This is a genomic window from Streptomyces sp. NBC_00016 (assembly GCF_045040885.1).
Lineage (GTDB): Bacteria > Actinomycetota > Actinomycetes > Streptomycetales > Streptomycetaceae > Streptomyces > Streptomyces coriariae.
Window position 1 is genome coordinate 1396006 of sequence record NZ_CP108304.1, and the last position, 16487, is coordinate 1412492.

The 16487-nt window shown below is 71.9% G+C and carries 20 protein-coding genes; 12 read left to right on the forward strand and 8 right to left on the reverse strand.

Annotation, left to right across the window (positions count from 1 at the left end):
• The first annotated feature begins 13 nt into the window (after nt 1-13).
• From OG933_RS06245 to OG933_RS06255, 3 genes are read left to right on the forward strand one after another with little or no spacing between them, the layout of a single operon-like run.
• Nucleotides 14-769 carry a (Fe-S)-binding protein gene (locus OG933_RS06245; protein ID WP_362519471.1) on the forward strand — a complete coding sequence of 252 codons (756 nt, stop codon included), beginning with the start codon at nt 14-16 and terminating at the stop codon, nt 767-769.
• Entirely contained in the window at nt 766-2250 is a 1485-nt protein-coding gene (locus tag OG933_RS06250) for a LutB/LldF family L-lactate oxidation iron-sulfur protein (protein WP_405625786.1), read from the forward strand. Before OG933_RS06245 ends, OG933_RS06250 begins: the two co-directional genes overlap by 4 nt.
• A complete protein-coding gene (locus OG933_RS06255) occupies nt 2247-2888 on the forward strand; it encodes a lactate utilization protein C (protein ID WP_405625789.1) in 642 nt (213 codons plus the stop codon). The genes OG933_RS06250 and OG933_RS06255 overlap by 4 nt, the downstream gene beginning before the upstream one ends.
• A 48-nt stretch (nt 2889-2936) precedes the next feature.
• Here OG933_RS06255 and OG933_RS06260 read toward each other — a convergent pair whose 3' ends face one another.
• Entirely contained in the window at nt 2937-3302 is a 366-nt protein-coding gene (locus tag OG933_RS06260) for a helix-turn-helix domain-containing protein (RefSeq protein WP_327186546.1), read from the reverse strand.
• Nucleotides 3303-3405: 103 nt separating this feature from the next.
• Here OG933_RS06260 and OG933_RS06265 point away from each other — a divergent pair, with 103 nt between their 5' ends.
• Nucleotides 3406-4251: an NAD(P)H-binding protein gene (locus tag OG933_RS06265; protein ID WP_405625791.1), complete on the forward strand. Its 846-nt coding sequence runs from the start codon at nt 3406-3408 to the stop codon at nt 4249-4251.
• A gap of 2 nt (nt 4252-4253) precedes the next feature.
• On the opposite strand, the gene OG933_RS06270 is transcribed toward OG933_RS06265, so the two are convergent.
• Nucleotides 4254-4832 (reverse strand): hypothetical protein, encoded by a 579-nt coding sequence (locus OG933_RS06270; RefSeq protein ID WP_405625793.1) that lies wholly within the window; start codon nt 4830-4832, stop codon nt 4254-4256.
• Nucleotides 4833-4966: 134 nt separating this feature from the next.
• Between OG933_RS06270 and OG933_RS06275 the strand changes: the two genes are divergently transcribed.
• Nucleotides 4967-5824, forward strand: a complete 858-nt coding sequence (locus OG933_RS06275) for a MoxR family ATPase (protein ID WP_362266476.1) — start codon at nt 4967-4969, stop codon at nt 5822-5824.
• A complete protein-coding gene (locus OG933_RS06280) occupies nt 5821-7173 on the forward strand; it encodes a vWA domain-containing protein (protein ID WP_405625795.1) in 1353 nt (450 codons plus the stop codon). The genes OG933_RS06275 and OG933_RS06280 overlap by 4 nt, the downstream gene beginning before the upstream one ends.
• Before the next feature lie 17 nt (nt 7174-7190).
• Here OG933_RS06280 and OG933_RS06285 read toward each other — a convergent pair whose 3' ends face one another.
• The 3 genes from OG933_RS06285 to OG933_RS06295 form a co-directional block, all read right to left on the reverse strand.
• Entirely contained in the window at nt 7191-7550 is a 360-nt protein-coding gene (locus tag OG933_RS06285) for a cupin domain-containing protein (protein ID WP_054241124.1), read from the reverse strand.
• Nucleotides 7551-7690: 140 nt separating this feature from the next.
• Nucleotides 7691-8665, reverse strand: a complete 975-nt coding sequence (locus OG933_RS06290) for a threo-3-hydroxy-L-aspartate ammonia-lyase (RefSeq protein ID WP_405625798.1) — start codon at nt 8663-8665, stop codon at nt 7691-7693.
• Nucleotides 8662-9420 carry a transcriptional regulator gene (locus OG933_RS06295; RefSeq protein ID WP_405625801.1) on the reverse strand — a complete coding sequence of 253 codons (759 nt, stop codon included), beginning with the start codon at nt 9418-9420 and terminating at the stop codon, nt 8662-8664. Before OG933_RS06295 ends, OG933_RS06290 begins: the two co-directional genes overlap by 4 nt.
• Before the next feature lie 172 nt (nt 9421-9592).
• Between OG933_RS06295 and OG933_RS06300 the strand changes: the two genes are divergently transcribed.
• Nucleotides 9593-10411: an SAM-dependent methyltransferase gene (locus OG933_RS06300; protein WP_362519446.1), complete on the forward strand. Its 819-nt coding sequence runs from the start codon at nt 9593-9595 to the stop codon at nt 10409-10411.
• 11 nt (nt 10412-10422) lie between these two features.
• On the opposite strand, the gene OG933_RS06305 is transcribed toward OG933_RS06300, so the two are convergent.
• Complete coding sequence (locus OG933_RS06305; protein WP_362519443.1) at nt 10423-11346, reverse strand: helix-turn-helix transcriptional regulator; 924 nt, start codon at nt 11344-11346, stop codon at nt 10423-10425.
• 160 nt (nt 11347-11506) lie between these two features.
• Nucleotides 11507-11737 (reverse strand): DUF397 domain-containing protein, encoded by a 231-nt coding sequence (locus OG933_RS06310; RefSeq protein ID WP_107095593.1) that lies wholly within the window; start codon nt 11735-11737, stop codon nt 11507-11509.
• A 130-nt stretch (nt 11738-11867) separates the two neighbouring features.
• On the opposite strand from OG933_RS06310, the gene OG933_RS06315 reads away from it, so the two are divergent.
• The 4 genes from OG933_RS06315 to OG933_RS06330 all read left to right on the forward strand — a co-directional run bounded on the left by OG933_RS06315 (nt 11868) and on the right by OG933_RS06330 (nt 14818).
• A complete protein-coding gene (locus tag OG933_RS06315; RefSeq protein WP_362519440.1) occupies nt 11868-12353 on the forward strand; it encodes an ATP-binding protein in 486 nt (161 codons plus the stop codon).
• Between the two features lies 1 nt (nt 12354).
• The gene (locus tag OG933_RS06320) at nt 12355-12843 is read left to right on the forward strand and encodes a hypothetical protein (RefSeq protein ID WP_362266462.1); all 489 of its coding nucleotides are present in this window, start codon (nt 12355-12357) and stop codon (nt 12841-12843) included.
• A gap of 77 nt (nt 12844-12920) precedes the next feature.
• On the forward strand, nt 12921-13886 hold the full coding sequence (locus OG933_RS06325) for a pirin family protein (protein ID WP_405625804.1): 966 nt from the start codon (nt 12921-12923) through the stop codon (nt 13884-13886).
• Nucleotides 13887-14173: 287 nt separating this feature from the next.
• Nucleotides 14174-14818: a dihydrofolate reductase family protein gene (locus OG933_RS06330; RefSeq protein WP_405625807.1), complete on the forward strand. Its 645-nt coding sequence runs from the start codon at nt 14174-14176 to the stop codon at nt 14816-14818.
• 49 nt (nt 14819-14867) lie between these two features.
• Here the strand turns inward: OG933_RS06330 and OG933_RS06335 are convergent, their stop codons facing one another.
• Nucleotides 14868-15704 carry a helix-turn-helix transcriptional regulator gene (locus OG933_RS06335; RefSeq protein WP_362519428.1) on the reverse strand — a complete coding sequence of 279 codons (837 nt, stop codon included), beginning with the start codon at nt 15702-15704 and terminating at the stop codon, nt 14868-14870.
• Between the two features lie 112 nt (nt 15705-15816).
• Between OG933_RS06335 and OG933_RS06340 the strand changes: the two genes are divergently transcribed.
• Complete coding sequence (locus OG933_RS06340; protein WP_362520079.1) at nt 15817-16413, forward strand: NAD(P)H-dependent oxidoreductase; 597 nt, start codon at nt 15817-15819, stop codon at nt 16411-16413.
• The last annotated feature ends 74 nt before the right edge of the window (nt 16414-16487 follow it).

Consider the following 16487-nt stretch of genomic DNA (forward strand, 5'->3'; position numbering starts at 1 on the left):
GCAAGGAGCCGCGATGCGTGTCGCACTGTTCCTGACCTGTGTCAACGACACGCTCTATCCCGAGACCGGCCGTGCCGTGGTAAAACTCCTGACCAGGCTGGGCGTCGAGGTCGACTTCCCGATGGCCCAGACCTGCTGCGGCCAGGCCCACTACAACACCGGCTACCGCCATGAGGCCGAGCCGCTCGCCCGGCATTTCTCCGATGTCTTCGGGGAGTACGAGGCGATCGTGACGCCCTCCGGGTCGTGCGGGGCGATGGTGCGGGAACTGTATCCGCGGATGGGCGAGCGGGCCCGGGCCGAGGGGCGCGGGGACACCCTGGCCGCCGCTCTGGCGCCGGTGGTCCCGAAGACGTACGAGCTCACCGAGTTCCTGGTGGACGTGCTCGGGGTGACGGACGTCGGCGCGTACTACCCGCACAGGGTGACCTATCACCCGACCTGTCACGGGCTGCGGGGACTGGGCCTCGGGGAGCGGCCCCGGCGGCTGCTCCAGGCGGTCGGGGGACTGGAGCTGGTGGAGCTGCCGGGGGCCGACGAGTGCTGCGGCTTCGGCGGTACCTTCGCGCTCAAGAACGCCGACGTCTCGGCGGCGATGGGCGCCGACAAGGTGCGCAACGCCGAGTCGACGGGCGCCGAGGTGCTGTGCGCGGCGGACAACTCCTGCCTGATGCACATCGGCGGGACCATGACCCGGCTGGAGACCGGCATGCGGCCCGTGCACATCGCGGAGATCCTGGCGAGCACGGAGGAGGAACCGGCCGTATGAGCGGAACGTTCGTAGGAATGCCGGCCTTCCCGAAGGCCGCGCACGAGGCGGTCGGCAACCAGACCCTGCGCGCGAATCTGCGGCATGCCACCCACACCATCCGGGCCAAACGGGCGAACGCCGTGGCCGAGGTGTCCGACTGGGCGGAGCTGCGGGAGGCGGGCAAGCGGATCAAGGACCACACGCTGCGTCATCTCGACCGGTATCTGGTGCAGTTGGAGGAGTCGGTGACGGCGGCGGGCGGCATCGTCCACTGGGCCGCCGACGCGGACGAGGCCAACCGGATCGTGGCCGACCTGGTCAAGGAGACCGGCGAGTCGGAGGTCGTCAAGGTCAAGTCCATGGCCACGCAGGAGATCGGGCTCAACGAGGCGCTGGAGGCGGAGGGCATCCGCGCCTACGAGACCGACCTCGCCGAGCTGATCGTGCAGTTGGGCAAGGACCGGCCGTCGCACATCCTGGTCCCCGCGATCCACCGCAACCGGGGTGAGATCCGGGACATCTTCACCCGTGAGATGAGCGAGTGGGGCCGCCCCGCACCCGAGGGCCTGACCGACACCCCCGCCGAACTCGCCGACGCGGCCCGGCTGCACCTGCGCGAGAAGTTCCTGCGCGCCAAGGTCGGCGTCTCCGGCGCCAACTTCATGGTCGCCGAGACCGGCACCCTGGTGGTCGTCGAGTCCGAGGGCAACGGGCGGATGTGCCTGACCCTCCCCGAGACGCTGATCTCCGTCGTCGGCATCGAGAAGATCGTGCCGACCTGGCGGGACCTGGAGGTCTTCCTGCAGACGCTCCCCCGTTCCTCGACGGCCGAGCGCATGAACCCGTACACGTCGACCTGGACGGGCACGACGGACGGCGACGGCCCCCGCACCTTCCATCTGGTGCTGCTGGACAACGGCCGCACCGACACGCTCGCCGACGAGGTCGGCCGCCAGGCCCTGCGCTGCATCCGCTGCTCCGCCTGTCTGAACGTGTGCCCGGTGTACGAGCGGGCCGGCGGCCATGCCTACGGCTCGGTGTACCCCGGCCCGATCGGCGCGATCCTCAGTCCCCAGCTCCGGGGCACCGGGAGCGAGATCGACGCCTCGCTGCCGTACGCCTCGTCGCTGTGCGGGGCCTGCTACGAGGTGTGCCCGGTGGCCATCGACATCCCGGAGGTGCTGGTGCACCTGCGGGAACGGGTCGTCCAGGGCGGCCCGGTGACGCGCGAGGGCAACAAGGTGGTGCTGAAGCCGGCCAAGGGCCATGCCGCCGAGCGGGCCGCGATGCGGGCGGCGCGCTGGGCGTTCGGCCGGCCCGGCGCCCTGCGCGCCGGGCAGCGGCTGGCGTCCCGGACACGCCGGCTGCATCCTCGTACGCTGCCCGGCCCCGGCAAGGCGTGGAGCGCTACGCGGGATCTGCCGCCGGTGCCCGCGGAGCCGTTCCGCGACTGGTGGCAGCGTACGAACGGCGGGACCACCGAGGGGACGGCGAAGTGAGCAGCAGGGAGCGGATTCTGGGCCGGGTGCGGCGCGCGCTGGCGGATGTGCCGCAGGACGACCCTTCGTACGGGGAAGCCGTCGCGCGCGACTATCTGCGCGAGCACGGCGCCCGGTCCACCGAGGAGACGGTCGAGCTGCTGGCGGAGAACCTGGCGGACTACCGGGCCGTCGTGCACCGGTGCGGCGCGGACGAACTCCCGTCCGTGCTGGCCCGGTTGCTCGCGGAGCGGAAGGCGGTGACCGTGCTCGTGCCGCCGGGCCTCGACGAGGCGTGGCTGGCGGAGGCGGACACCGCCCGGGTGGCGGACCGGGTGGAGAGCGGCGCGCACGAACTCGACCGGGTGGACAGCGTGGTCACGGCGTGCGCGGTGGCGGTCGCCGAGACCGGGACGATCGTGCTGGACGGCGGTCCCGACCAGGGGCGGCGCCGGATCACCCTGGTCCCGGACCACCACATCTGCGTGGTGCGCGTCCCCGGGCAGGTGGTGTCGTCCGTGCCGCAGGCCCTCGAACGGCTCGATCCGGCCCGCCCGTTGACGTGGATCTCCGGTCCGTCGGCGACCAGTGACATCGAGCTGGACCGGGTGGAAGGGGTGCACGGCCCGCGCACCCTGGAGGTGATCCTGGTCGGCTGAACGCCCCCGAGTGCCCGGCCCGGAGATCGCGAGGATCCCCGGGCCGGCTCATGCTCCGCGGTCGTACCCCTCCCGGGCCTGCGCCACCTTGGGCAGGTTGCCGGTGGCCCAGTCCGCGAGGTGGGCGAAGAGCGGGGCCAGGCTGAGGCCGAGTTCGCTGATCTCGTACTCGACGCGCGGCGGCACCTCCGGGTGGTAGGTGCGCACCACCAGGCCGTCGCGCTCCAGCTGGCGCAGCCGCTGGGTCAGCACCTTGGGCGTGATGTTCGTGATCGCGCGTTCCAGCTCGCCGAACCGCTGACGGCCCCGCGCGTGCAGCGTCCACAGGATCGGTGTGGTCCAGCGGCTGAAGACGATGTCCACCACGGGGGCGATGGGGCAGGCGAGTTCTGGATCGGTCGGGTCACCGGTCATGCGTACCCCTCGGGGAAGTCACTTTCCTCTGGGTACCTACTATACCGGCGGTGTTAGCGTCGTTCCGCAAGGTCAACAACCCATTCGGAACAAGGAGTTACCCATGATCGTGGTGACGGGGGCGACCGGGAACGTCGGCCGTGAACTGGTCCGTTCTCTGGCGACTGCGGGCGAGCGGGTGACCGCCACGTCCCGGCACATCTCGGAGAGTGAAGTCCCGGACAACGTGAGGACGTCGCGGTCGGACCTCACCGACGCGGAGAGCCTGCGGCCGGTGCTCGACGGGGCCGAGGCGCTGTTCCTCCAGAACGGTGGCACCAGCGCCCATCTGATCAACCCGCGGGACCTCCTCGACGTGGCCAAGTCCGCCGGGGTCGGCCGGGTGGTCCTGCTGTCGTCCCAAGGGGTGGCGACCCGGCCGGAGTCGCAGTCGCACGGCGCCCTGGCGGGCGCGATCGAGGACGCCGTCCGGGAGTCCGGCCTGGAGTGGACGGTCCTGCGGCCGGGCGGCTTCCATTCCAACGCCTACGCCTGGGCGGAGCCGGTCCGTACCCACCGCACCGTCGCGGCCCCCTTCGGCGACGTCGCGCTGCCCACCGTCGACCCGGCCGACATCGCGGAGGTCGCCGCGGTGGCCCTGCGGCAGGAGGGACACCACGGCCGGGTCCACGAGTTGACCGGGCCCGCCCCCACGACACCCCGCGAGCGGGCGGAGGCCATCGGCAGGGCGATCGGGGAGCCGGTCCGGTTCGTCGAGCAGACACGGGAGGAGGCGCGCGAGCAGATGCTGGCGTTCATGCCGGAGCCGGTCGTCGAGACCACCCTGTCCATCCTCGGCGAACCGACGCCCGCCGAGCGGCTCGTCAGCCCCGACGTGGAACGCGTCCTGGGCCGCGCGCCGCACACCTTCGAGGACTGGGCCCGGCGCAACGCGGCCGCGTTCCGGTGAGCTCAGCAGTAGGTCATCGGGCAGCCGTGCCGTAGCGAGTACTGGGCGGCGCGCAGGTAGAGCGCCGTGTAGAACGCCGTGGCCAGGTCGTCGGCCCAGGGGCCCGGCCGGGTGGCGGCGGCCTTCTCCGCCTCGCCTTCCAGGAACCAGAAGGTCAGTTCGAGGTTGCCGAAGGTCGCCGGTACCAGGTCCAGCGGCAGGCCGAGGGCCACGGCGAGCCGCTCGGCGAGCGCGTGGACGTGCGGCGCACCGACGATCAGGGTCTCGTCCGTGTACGCGGAGCCGACGGGCAGCAGGACGCCGTCGTCCAGCGCGAACGGGACCAGCACCGTCCAGTCGAGGAGGGTGTGCCGCTCCTCGGGGGTCAGCCGCGCCCGGCACAGCTCGTCGAAGCCGGCCATGGAGGGGCTGATCTTCTCCTCGAACCAGCCCGGCGCGTCCCGCACCGCCTTTCGCGGCTCGTACGGGGGCAGCCCGCGCCGCCCCAACTCCGTGTTCAGCGCGGCCGCGACGTCCGCGTAGCCGTCCTCGCCGGGCTCCGACCAGTCCTGCGCGGTGACGCTCACCAGATACACACCCATGATCGCAACGTACCGCCCGCCACCGACAACCCCTCCGGCCGCTGATGGCAATGGGTGACAACGGGGGTGAACAAGCGCTTAGATAGGTGATCGAACACTCGCCGAGACCGCGACCGATCCGCCCGGAGGCCCCGTTGTTCACGTCCGTCGACGATGTCTCCGCCCGGCTCGCCGAGAGCGGTTACCTGGCCTCCCCCGCCGTCGCCACGACCGTCTTCCTCGCCGACCGGCTCGGCAAGCCACTGCTCGTGGAGGGCCCGGCCGGCGTCGGCAAGACGGAACTCGCCAAGGCCGTGGCCCAGGTGGCGGGGGCCCGGCTGGTCCGGCTCCAGTGCTACGAGGGCGTCGACGAGTCCCGGGCGCTGTACGAGTGGAACCACGCCAAGCAGCTGCTGCGCATCAGCGCGGGCCGGGACGAGACCTGGGACGAGACCCGCACGGACATCTTCAGCGAGGAGTTCCTCCTCCCCCGGCCGCTGCTGACCGCCATCCGCGGCGACGAACCGACCGTCCTGCTGATCGACGAGACCGACAAGGCCGACGTCGAGGTGGAGGGACTGCTCCTCGAAGTGCTCAGCGACTTCCAGGTCACCGTCCCGGAACTCGGCACGATCACCGCCACGCGCCGCCCCTTCGTGGTCCTCACCTCCAACGCGAGCCGAGAACTGTCGGAAGCGCTGCGCCGGCGCTGTCTGTTCCTCCACATCGACTTCCCCGAGGAGGAGCTGGAGCGGCGGATCGTCCGGCTGAAGGTGCCGGGCATCGAAGCGGCGCTGGCCGAGTCGGTGGTCCGGGTGATCGGCGCGCTGCGCGCGATGGACCTGCGCAAGGCGCCCTCCGTCGCCGAGACCATCGACTGGGCGCGCACCCTGCTCGCGCTCGGCGCCACCACCCTCGACGAGAACGTCGTACGCGACAGCCTGGGCGTGATCCTCAAGCACCAGGACGACATCCTCAAGGCCGGTGCGAAGCTCGACCTGGACGCCGTGTGAGCGCCGAGGTCGCCGACCGCCTGGTCGGCTTCGTCGCCGCGCTGCGCGCGCACGGCCTGCGCGTCGGCACCGGCGAGTCGGTGGACGCCGCCGAGGCCGCGGCGGCACTGGGGTTCGCGGACCGCGGACTGCTGCGCGAGGGGCTGGCCGCGACGCTGCTGCACTCGACGGACCAGCGGCGGGTGTTCGACACCGTGTTCGACCTGTACTTCCCGCGCGGCGTCGGCGCGCCCCGGGGCGAGCCCGGCGACCGTGACGATCTGCGTGACCGGCTGGCCGCCGCACTCGCCGCCGACGACGAGACGATGCTGGCCCGGTTGGCGATCGAGGCCGTCGACGGGCTGGGCGGATACGGGAGTTCACCGGGCGCGGACGGCTGGTCGTCGTACCAGACGCTGGAACGCCTGCGTCCGCAGACGCTGTTGGCGCGGGTGCGGGACGACGTCCGGGCCCGGGGCGGTGACGTCGGGTTCACCGACCGGCTCCTCGAGGACGAGATCCGGCGCCGCATCGAGGCCTTCCGCGCACTGGTGGCCGGGGAGGCGCGGCGCCGGGTGGCGGAGCGGCGGGGGCGGGACGAGATCGCCCGGCGGGCGGTGGCGCCGACCGCCGACCGGGTCGACTTCCTGTACGCGGGCAAGGACCGGCTGGCCGAACTGCGGCGGACGGTACAGCCGTTGGCCCGCAGGCTGGCGACCCGGATGGCCGCGCGGCGCCGCCGGGCCGCCCGGGGCACCATCGACCTGCGGCGGACCCTGCGCGGCTCGCTCTCGACGGGCGGGGTGCCGATGCGGCCCGTGCTGCGCCGTCGGCGTCCGGCCCGCCCCGAACTGGTGCTGCTGTGCGATGTGTCGGGGTCGGTGTCCGGCTTCTCCGACTTCACGATGCTGCTGGTGCAGGCGCTGCACGACCAGTTCAGCAAGGTGCGGGTGTTCGCCTTCGTCAACCGGATCGACGAGGTGACCGGCCTCCTCGAACACGGCGCGGCCGACCCGGAGGGCCTCGGCGCCCGCATCCGGGCGGAGGCGAACCTGACGGGATATCACGGCAGCAGCGACTACGGCGTGGCCCTCGGCGAGTTCACCGAGCGGTACGGCGCGGCGGTCGGCCCGCGCACCACGGTGTTCGTGCTCGGCGACGCGCGGACGAACATGAGCGACCCGAACCTGCCGGCGGTCCGGCAGATCGCCGAACAGGCCCGTCACGCCCACTGGCTGAACCCGGAGCCCCGCTCCCTGTGGGGCACGGGCGACTCGGCCGCCCCCGAGTACGCCGGGTCGATCGCGATGCACGAATGCCGCAACGCCCACCAACTCGGCGCCCTGGTGAGCCGGTTGCTCCCGGTCTAGCCGTATCCGGCGCCGTCCTACTGCGCCTTCGCGTAGTCCTTGGCCATCGCCCCGGCGAAGTCGTACACCACGCACTGTTCGTCGCCCACGACCCACGCGTCATGGCCCGGCGACACCACGAAGACGTCGCCCGGGCCCAGTTCGCCCTCGCCGCCCTCGTCCATGGTGATGTGCATACGACCCTGGACCACGTATCCATTGTGGTGGATCTGGCAGGTGTCGGTGCCCGCCAGCGACGCGAGCGACTCGGACCAGCGCCATCCCGGTTCGAAGGTCGCCACGGCGAAGTCGAGCCCTGTCATATGGACCGCCTCGAGGTGACCCCGGGGGAAATCGCGCCGCTCGTCCGGCTTTTCGAGCGCCTTCACTTCCATCATGACGCTTCTCCTTCCGGCCGCGCCTCACCACGGCCGGGGCCGGTCTCCCCGGCGGCCCTGGGCGTCGCCGGTCGGGGCCGAGCCCCACCCTCCATCCTCCGCCCGTCGCGCGGGGGGCGCCAATCGGTGGTACCGGCCCCTCAGAGGCCGCCGCACAGCTCGGCGAAGCGGCCGGTGTCGATGTTGCCGCCGGAGACGATCACGCCGACGCGCCGGGGCAGGGCGCCGGCCCGCCCGGCGAGGAGGGCGGCGAGCGGGGTGGCGCCGCTCGGCTCCACGACGATCTTCAGGCGTTCGAAGGCGAACCGCATGGCCGCGCGGATCTCGTCGTCGCCGACCAGGGCGATGTCGTCCACGAGCCGCCGGTTCACCGAGAAGGTCAGCTCCCCCGGTGTGTGCAGGGCCTGGCCGTCGGCGATGGTGCGCGGCACCGGGATCTCGACCCGTCGGCCCGCCTCGAGCGACCGTTTGGTGTCGTCCCCGGCCTCCGGTTCCACACCGACGATCCGGGTGCCCGGCCGCAGCCCCTTGACCGCGGTCGCGCTGCCGGCGATCAGCCCGCCGCCCCCGACCGGCACCAGCAGGGCGTCCAGTTCACCCGCCTCCTCCAGGAGTTCCAGCGCGGCGGTCCCCTGGCCCGCCATGACGTGCGGGTGCTCGTAGGGCGGGATGAGCGCGAGTCCCCGGTCGGCGGCCAGCGCCTCGGCGATGGCCACCCGGTCTTCGGTGTAGCGGTCGTAGGTCACGATCTCGGCCCCGTAGCCCTCCGTCGCGGCCCGCTTGGAGCCGGGCGCGTCCTCGGGCATGACGATCACCGCGGTGGTGCCGAGCTCCCGCGCGGCCAGGGCGACGGCCTGGGCGTGGTTGCCCGAGGAGTACGCGGCGATGCCCCGGGCGAGCTGCTCGGGGGCCAGCCGGGAGGCCGCGTTGTAGGCGCCGCGGAACTTGAACGCGCCGACGCGCTGGAAGTTCTCGCACTTCAGCAGGACCTCGGCGCCGACCAGCGCGTCCAGGGTGCGGGAGCGGAGTACGGGCGTACGGTGCGCGACGCCCTTCAGCCGGGCGGCCGCGTCGCGCACGTCGTCCAGGGTGATCGTCGGGGGTGTGGTCGTCACGGGTGTGCTCCCTCGGGGTTGTCGTCGTCGGTGCCTGCGGTGCCGGTGCCTGCCGTGCCGGTGCCTGGGGTGCCGTCTGCTCCGGTGCCGTCGGCTCCGGTCCCGTCCGTGGCTCTGGCCTGGGAGAGATAGCTGTAGGCGGAGGCACGGGAGATGCCGAGGCGGGCGGCGACCTGCTCGATCGCGCGGCGCACGGCGAACACGCCGCGTTCGTCCAGGCCGCGGAACAGCGTCAGGCGCCGCGACCGGTCGAGACCTGCCCAGGTCTGCCCCTGGCGCCGCAGACGGTCGTCGAGGAGGGCGTCGACGACGGAGTCGATGTCGTCGCCGAACGTGGTCACGGGCGCCTCGGCCCGGCCGCCCGCCGCTCCCGCGAGCGCCGCCAGCAGTCCCTGCACCCGGTCCACCTCGGTGACGTCCACGTTGACGCACAGCGCGCCGAACACCGCGCCCGTGGAGTCGCGCAGCACCATCGTGGACGACTTCACCAGCCGTCCGGCGCCGGTGCGGGTGACGTAGTTCAGCTCGTCGACGGCGTCGTCGCCGCGGGCGAGGACCCGCATGCCGATCTCGCTCATCGCCCCGCCGACCGTCCGCCCGGTCACCGATCCGGCGACGGCGACGACGGACCGCTCCGGCCGCCGGTAGTCGTGCAGCACCACCTCGCACACCGGACCGAACGTGGCCGCGATCCCGTCGACGACGGGGGTGAGCGCACGCAGGATCACGTCCTGCTCGGTCTCCCGGGATTCCATGAGTGAAATTAGACCACACGTCCAGCCTCTGGACCAGCAGTCCAGAACAGGCCCTCGCGTCGACACCTTCAGGGGAACCGTCGATCAAGGGGGTGGTTCGCCAATTACCGGTTCCCTAGGATGTGTTGTCGACCGCGCCAGTCCGTGGTGCGGCGGCGTTCTGGGGGAAGAGATGCAGCCTGGCAAGCAGCTGTCCACGTCGATCGATGCGGCCGTCCCCACAGCCGCACGCATGTACGACCACTACCTGGGCGGCAAGGACAACTACGCGGCCGACCGGGCGGCCTGCGAGGAGCTCGACAAGGTCGTCCCGAGCACCCGCGCCCTCGCGCTGAACAACCGGCGCTTCCTCCAACGGGTCGTGAAGACCCTGACGCAGGAGTTCGGGATCCGGCAGTTCCTGGACCACGGCTCCGGCCTGCCCACCCAGGACAACGTGCACCAGGTCGCCCAGCGCGTCGACCCGACCGCGCACGTCGTCTACGTCGACAACGACCCCATGGTGCTCGTGCACGGCCGGGCCCTGCTGGAGCAGGACGAGCGCACCACCGTCATCCACGCCGACCTGCGGGAGACCGAGGCGATCTTCACGCACGAGGACACCCTGCGGCTGATCGACTTCTCGCAGCCGGTGGCCGTGCTGTTCAACTCGGTCTTCCACTGCATCCCCGACAGTGACACCGAGGGCCCGCAGGCGGTGGTCCGCCGGGTGACCGAACGCCTCGCGCCCGGCAGCTTCCTGGTGATGTGCCAGCTGGTCAGCGAGGACCCCGAGGTCAGGGCGTTCGTCACCGACTTCATGGACAAGGCCACGCAGGGCCACTGGGGCCGGGTGCGTCAGGAGAAGGACGTCGCCTCGTTCTTCGAGGGCACGGAGATCCTCGACCCGGGACTGGTGGAGGTCTCCACCTGGCGGCCCGACACCGAGGTAGCGCCCCGCCAACTCACCCAGGAGTGGATCGAGTTCGGCGGAGTGGGCCGCCTGGGCTGAGCCGCCTCACCTCACGGAGCGGCGGCATAACGCCGCTCCGCCGTCTCCTTCAGCAGCGCCATCGAGGCACGCGGATCGAGGGCCTCGTCCGCGAGCCGGTCCAGCGCGACCCGGTACTCCTCCGTCTCGTCCCGGTCCTCCAGGAAGGTCGCGCTCCTGATCTGCTCCAGATAGACGACGTCGGGCAGATCGACGCCGCCGAACCGCAGATAGGTGACCGGTATGGCCGGCGCGGAGGCGTGCGTGACGTCCAACGGGACCACCTGGACCGTGACATGGGGCAGCCCGGCCAGCTCCACGAGGTGGGTGAGCTGCTCGCGCATCACGTCCTGGCCGCCCAGCACCCGCAGCAGCACCGACTCGTCGAGGACCGCCCACACCCGCGGGGCGTCCGGTCTCCGCAGCAGTTCGGTGCGCCGCGTCCGCAGCTCCACCCGGCGCTCGACCTCCCGGGAGGTCGCCGAAGGCAGCCCACGCTCGACGACGGCACGTGCGTACGCGGGGGTCTGCAACAGGCCCGGCACGTACTGGATCTCGAAGGTACGGATCGCGGTGGCCGCCTCCTGGAGGCCGACCAGCCGGTCGAACCACTCGGGCATGAGCCGCTTGTCGTAGCGCTGCCACCAGCCGGGCTCGCCCGCCTGCCGCAGCAACCGGATCAGTACGGAGGCCTCGTGGTCGTCGGTCTCGTACAGCGACAGCAGCGCACGGACGTCCGCCTCGACGGGCGGCCTGCGGCCCTTGCCCGCCTCGATGCGCGACAGCTTCGCCGGACTGAACCCGACGGCCTTCGCGGCCTGGTCCTGGGAGAGTCCCGCGTCCTCCCGGATACCCGCCAACTGGACACCGACCAGCATTTTCAGCAAGGTCGGGGCGGGCTCGGCCCGGTTCAGATACGGTTCGAGGCGGGACACTCGAGGCGACTCGACAGACATCCTGACTCCCCGTGGACCGGCAGACGACAGACCGCAGTATCGCACCCGAAGGCCTCCGACCGCACGCGGCAGGGGAATTGAGCCTCCACACACCCCCCCTCGGGTCAGCTGCCGGGCCGGCTGCCCGGCCGGGGGCCGGAACCACGTGCCGGCCCAGGCGTCAGACGAGGTGGTCGAACTCCCCGTCCTTCGCCCCGGCCACGAACGCGGCCACCTCGGCCGGTGTGTACACCAGCGCCGGGCCGTCGGGATCACGGGAGTTGCGCACCGCGACGCCTCCCCCGACCAGGGCCGCGACCTCCACGCAGTTGCCCTCGGCGTTGCTGTGACTGCTCTTGATCCAGCGGACGCCCAGCGAACTCGCCCGCACTCCGTTCGACACTGACGACACTGCACTCTCCTCGCTTCGTACGCGCAATTTCTCGTGAAATTGCACGAGGACCTCGTCAGCGTGGATAATAGCCATGCCGTCAACCGCACTTCCAACCCGACGTCCTGACGCCGCCTCAGGGAGATGCCCCGTGTCATCACCTGCGCAGTTCCGGAGCCACGAGTCCGTCTCCGTCCGCGAATCCCCGAGAACCGCCGCCCTGTACCTCGCGGGCAGCCGGGAGGGATTCGCCCAGGCACGGGAGTTCACCCAGCGCACCCTCGACTGCTGGTCCCTGGAGCGCTGCACCGACGACGCGGTCACCGTCGTCACGGAACTGGCCGCCAACGCCGTCCTGCACGCGCTCCCGCACACCTCGACGGACGAGTTCCACGTACGGCTCCGGCTCACCCTGCGCCGCGCGCATCTGGTGTGCGCGGTCACCGATCCGAGCGACAGCCTGCCCGTCCACTCGCGCACCGCGGACGACCTCCTGGAACACGGCCGCGGACTGCACATCATCGAGGCCCTCTCCGAACACTGGGGCTGGACCCGGCGTCCTCCCGTGGGCAAGACCGTCTGGGCGATGCTGCCGACCCACTCCCGTCCCGACCCCTACCCGATACTTGACACCTGACATGACTGCGACGAAGAGACCCGCACCGCTCAAGGACCTGGGACACGTGCCGTGGCCCGAGATCAAGGACTCCACCGGCTCCGCGGCGGGCATCCCCTTCCTGCTCACCACGCTCGCCCGCGGCGACGCCGACAGCGCCGGCACGGCACTCGGCCAACTACGCCGCCGGATCTGCCAGTTCGGCTTCGTGGTCGACGAGGCGACGGCGGCCACGGTGCCCTTCCTCTGGGAACTGGTCCGGCTCCCCCAGGTCACCTGCCGCGCGGAGATCCTGGGCCTGCTGAAGAGCATCGCCGACACCCGCCAGTGGGAGACCACCGCCGCCGCCTACCCCAAGCTGCTGCACCATCCCGACAACTACGTGGCCTGGGAACGCGCGGCCCGGCACGCCGTCCACGCCCAGCGCGACGTCCTGCGTCAACTGCTCGCCGAGCGGGACACCGACCTCGTGCGGGCCACCACGGAACTCGCCGCGACCCTGGCCGACTGAAGCCGCCGCCGGGGGCCACGCCCCGGCTCGCGCCGCCCGTTCTGCGCACCGTCGCACCCGACCGCTAGGTTGGCCGCATGAGCAACCTTGACCGCGCGCCCGTTCCGAGTGTTTGCGGCGGCCGTGGATTCGTCGTAGCCGAACCCGTCCGTGAACTGCTGAGCCCCCGGCAGGTGAAGCTCGGCGGGTCGACCGAGGTGCGCCGGCTGCTGCCGAACCTCGGACGGCGCATGATCGGCGCCTGGGCGTTCGTCGACCACTACGGCCCCGACGACATCGCCGACGAGCCCGGTATGCAGGTCCCGCCGCATCCGCACATGGGGCTGCAGACCGTCAGCTGGCTGCACGAGGGCGAGGTGCTGCACCGCGACTCGACCGGCAGCCTCCAGACCATCCGGCCCAGGGAACTCGGGCTGATGACCTCGGGGCGGGCGATCAGCCACTCCGAGGAGAGCCCGCGGTCGCACGCCCGCTACCTGCACGGCGCCCAGCTGTGGGTCGCGCTGCCGGACGCCCACCGGCACACCGACCCCCGCTTCGAGCACCACGCCGACCTGCCCACGGTCACCGCGCCCGGCCTCAGCGCCACCGTGCTCCTCGGCGCCCTCGACGGCGCCGCCTCCCCCGGCACCACGTACACCCCCCTCGTCGGCGCCGACCTGGCACTCGCCCGGGGCGCCGACGTCCGGCTGCCGCTGGACCCCGACTTCGAGTACGGCGTGCTGTCGATGTCCGGCGAGGCACACGTGGACGGGGTGCCCGTACTGCCGGGCTCGATGCTCTACCTCGGCTGCGGCCGCACCGAACTGTCCCTGCGGGCCGAGTCCGACGCGGGCCTGATGCTCCTCGGCGGCGAGCCGTTCGAGGAGGAGCTCATCATGTGGTGGAACTTCGTCGGCCGCTCCCAGGAGGAGATCACCCAGGCCCGCGAGGACTGGACGACGGGCACCCGCTTCGGCGAGGTGAAGGGCTACGACGGCGCACCACTGCGCGCCCCGGAACTGCCGCCGACGCCGCTGAAACCGCGGGGAAGGGTGCGCTGACCCGGGAGGACCGGACCGCCGGGCCGGAGCGTCCGAGGCCGGTCCAGGGCCGTCGGCCTGCGCCTGCCGGTCCGGGGCCGCCTGCCGGTCGGCCGCAGCCGTGGATGCGCCGGTGACCTGCGGTGACGCTGGGCGAACGGCAGTCACCCGGTGGGGAAGCGGCCGGTGATCTATCGTGAGTCGGGAGTGCCGAGACGCGTACGCATCCGGGTGTCGTCGCGGCGACGAGTCCGCCGGCGCCCACCGGTCCACCTCCCCACCGAGTCGATCCCACCGGGAGACACGACATGGGCCTCATCCACATCGAGCTGTTCGCGACCCTCGACCTCGTCGGGCAGGCGCCCGGTGGTCCGGAGGAGGACCCGGCGGGGTTCCCGTTCGGCGGCTGGCAGGCGCCCCTGCTGGACGAGGTCGCCGGGGCGCAGGTCATGGCCGCGTACGAGGGGACGGACGCCCTGCTGCTCGGCCGGCGGACGTACGACATCTTCGCCGCCTACTGGCCGCACCAGGAGGGCGGCGAGGACAACGAGATCGCCACGCTCTTCAACAGTGTCCCGAAGTACGTGGCCTCCCGGGGCGGGCCCGACCTCGCGTGGGCCGGGTCGACGCAGCTCGGGCCGGATCTGGCCGGCGCGGTGCGCGAGATCCGGGACCGGCACGAGCACGTGAAGGTCGTCGGGAGCCTGAACCTCGTGCAGACCCTCCTGCGCGAGCGGCTCTTCGACCGTCTCGACCTCTGGGTGCACCCGATCGTGCTCGGCGTCGGGAAGAAGGTGTTCGACGGTGGCGCGGTGCCCACGAACGTCACCCTCCTCGAACCGCCGGCAGCGGGCCCGAAGGGCACCGTGTACCTGCGCTACGGGCTCGCCGAAGGCACACCCGGGACGGGGGACATGAGCGCACCCGATCGCGGTGCAGGGCGCGGCGACTGAGCGCGTCCCGCGGCGGGCGGGCCCGGGTCGTCGGCGTGGTCGGAGTCCGTCACGAGATGGCCCGGAGTCGGCCGTGGGGCCGTTGGCGGAGTTGTTCGACGGCCCGCACCGTCGCGTCGTCGGCGGGAAGGAAGACGACGAGTTGCTGGGCGTCCGAGGAGAGTTCGAGCGTCTCGCGGCGCAGCCTGAGTTCGCGGCCGGAGGGGTGGTTGAGCCGGAGGACGCCTCGGCGTGGAACCACGTGGCGGTTCCGGCGGCGGGTGAAGTCGGGTCCGGCGACGGTCGCGAGTTGCGCGGTGAGCCACTCCGCGTTCTCGGCGGACGGTCCGAGCCACAGGTCGAACGCCTGCTCGTCGGCGATGTCGTCCCAGTCGGCGAAGAACGTGCGGGCGCGGGCGTCGGTGAAGACATAGCGGGTGAGATTCGGAGCGTCGGCGTCGAGCAGTCCGGCCGCACCGGTCACGGACTCGTATGCGCCGGTGTGGGCGAGGATGTCGCCCAGCCGGTTGGTGACCACGGCGATGCCCGGTTCGAGGAGGCGGAGCGTTTCGAGCACCGCCGGTCGCACGTTCCGGCGCGGTGGTGCGGGCTGGGTGTGCGCGGAGCATTCCCCGCCGGTGATCTTCGCCAGGTAACGCAGGTGGTCGCGCTCCGAGGCGTCGAGGCTGAGCGCGTCGGCGAGCGCGTGGATCACCGCCGGCGAGGGGCGGCGGTCACGGCCCTGCTCGATGCGGGTCAGGTACTCGACGCTGATGCCGGCTCGGGCGGCGAGATCCAGGCGCCGCAGGCCCGGTGACCTGCGGCGGCCACGATCGGGAAGCCCCAACGACTGCGGCTGGATGCTGTCGCGCTTGGCCCGGACGAAATCCCCCAACGGCGTGCCCATGCGACGAGGATAGGCCGCTGCCCGCTGCCCGCGCAGGGCTCAGCGTGGCCCTGTGGGGGCCAGCCTGAGCACGGTCTGGCTGCGGCCGCGGTGCGGCCCGATCGTGGTCGGCATGGACAACGACAAGCACAAGCTGGTGATCATCGTCGGGAGCGTCCGGGAGGGACGGTTCGGCCCGGTCGTGACCTCGTGGATCGCCGAACAGGCGCGCCTGCACGCCGGTTTCGACGTGGACGTCGTCGATCTGGCCGAGATCGACATCCCGCTCACCCTGCCCGCGGCTTCACCGAAGTACGCCGGCGACGACTACCCCCGGCCGGCCGGGATGACGAGGCTGACGTCGGCGCTGGAGAGCGCCGACGCGTTCATCGTGGTCACGCCGGAGTACAACCACAGCTACCCCGCCTCGTTGAAGGCTGCCATCGACTGGCACTTCACCCAGTGGACGGCCAAGCCCGTCGCCTTCGTCAGCTACGGCGGCGCGGCAGGCGGCCGGCACGCGGTGCTGCACCTGGAGAACGTACTGACCGAGCTGCACGCGGTGACCATCCGCGACGGCCTGGCCTTCCCCAACTACTACACCGCGTGGCAGGACGGCCGTCCGCTCGACCCCCAGATCGCCGGGTACGCCAAGACCCTGTTCGATCAACTGGCCTGGTGGGCAGGCGCGTTGCGCACGGCACGCGAAACCACCCCCTATCCGGCGTGACGACGGGCGACGCCGTGACGGACGAGTCCACCGGAGGTTGACCCTGTCGTCGGCGCCGGGTCTACGCGGAGAGG

Coding starts and splice junctions, on each gene's coding strand:
- OG933_RS06245 (WP_362519471.1), top strand. CDS start 14: ATGCGTGTCGCACTGTTCCTGACCTGTGTCAACGACACGCTCTATCCC.
- OG933_RS06270 (WP_405625793.1), bottom strand. CDS start 4,832: ATGGGTGTGTATCTGGTGAGCGTCACCGCGCAGGACTGGTCGGAGCCC.
- OG933_RS06285 (WP_054241124.1), bottom strand. CDS start 7,550: ATGATGGAAGTGAAGGCGCTCGAAAAGCCGGACGAGCGGCGCGATTTC.
- OG933_RS06265 (WP_405625791.1), top strand. CDS start 3,406: ATGATCGTGGTGACGGGGGCGACCGGGAACGTCGGCCGTGAACTGGTC.
- OG933_RS06335 (WP_362519428.1), bottom strand. CDS start 15,704: ATGGGCACGCCGTTGGGGGATTTCGTCCGGGCCAAGCGCGACAGCATC.
- OG933_RS06295 (WP_405625801.1), bottom strand. CDS start 9,420: ATGGAATCCCGGGAGACCGAGCAGGACGTGATCCTGCGTGCGCTCACC.
- OG933_RS06320 (WP_362266462.1), top strand. CDS start 12,355: ATGACTGCGACGAAGAGACCCGCACCGCTCAAGGACCTGGGACACGTG.
- OG933_RS06340 (WP_362520079.1), top strand. CDS start 15,817: ATGGACAACGACAAGCACAAGCTGGTGATCATCGTCGGGAGCGTCCGG.
- OG933_RS06325 (WP_405625804.1), top strand. CDS start 12,921: ATGAGCAACCTTGACCGCGCGCCCGTTCCGAGTGTTTGCGGCGGCCGT.
- OG933_RS06260 (WP_327186546.1), bottom strand. CDS start 3,302: ATGACCGGTGACCCGACCGATCCAGAACTCGCCTGCCCCATCGCCCCC.
- OG933_RS06250 (WP_405625786.1), top strand. CDS start 766: ATGAGCGGAACGTTCGTAGGAATGCCGGCCTTCCCGAAGGCCGCGCAC.
- OG933_RS06330 (WP_405625807.1), top strand. CDS start 14,174: ATGGGCCTCATCCACATCGAGCTGTTCGCGACCCTCGACCTCGTCGGG.
- OG933_RS06305 (WP_362519443.1), bottom strand. CDS start 11,346: ATGTCTGTCGAGTCGCCTCGAGTGTCCCGCCTCGAACCGTATCTGAAC.
- OG933_RS06300 (WP_362519446.1), top strand. CDS start 9,593: ATGCAGCCTGGCAAGCAGCTGTCCACGTCGATCGATGCGGCCGTCCCC.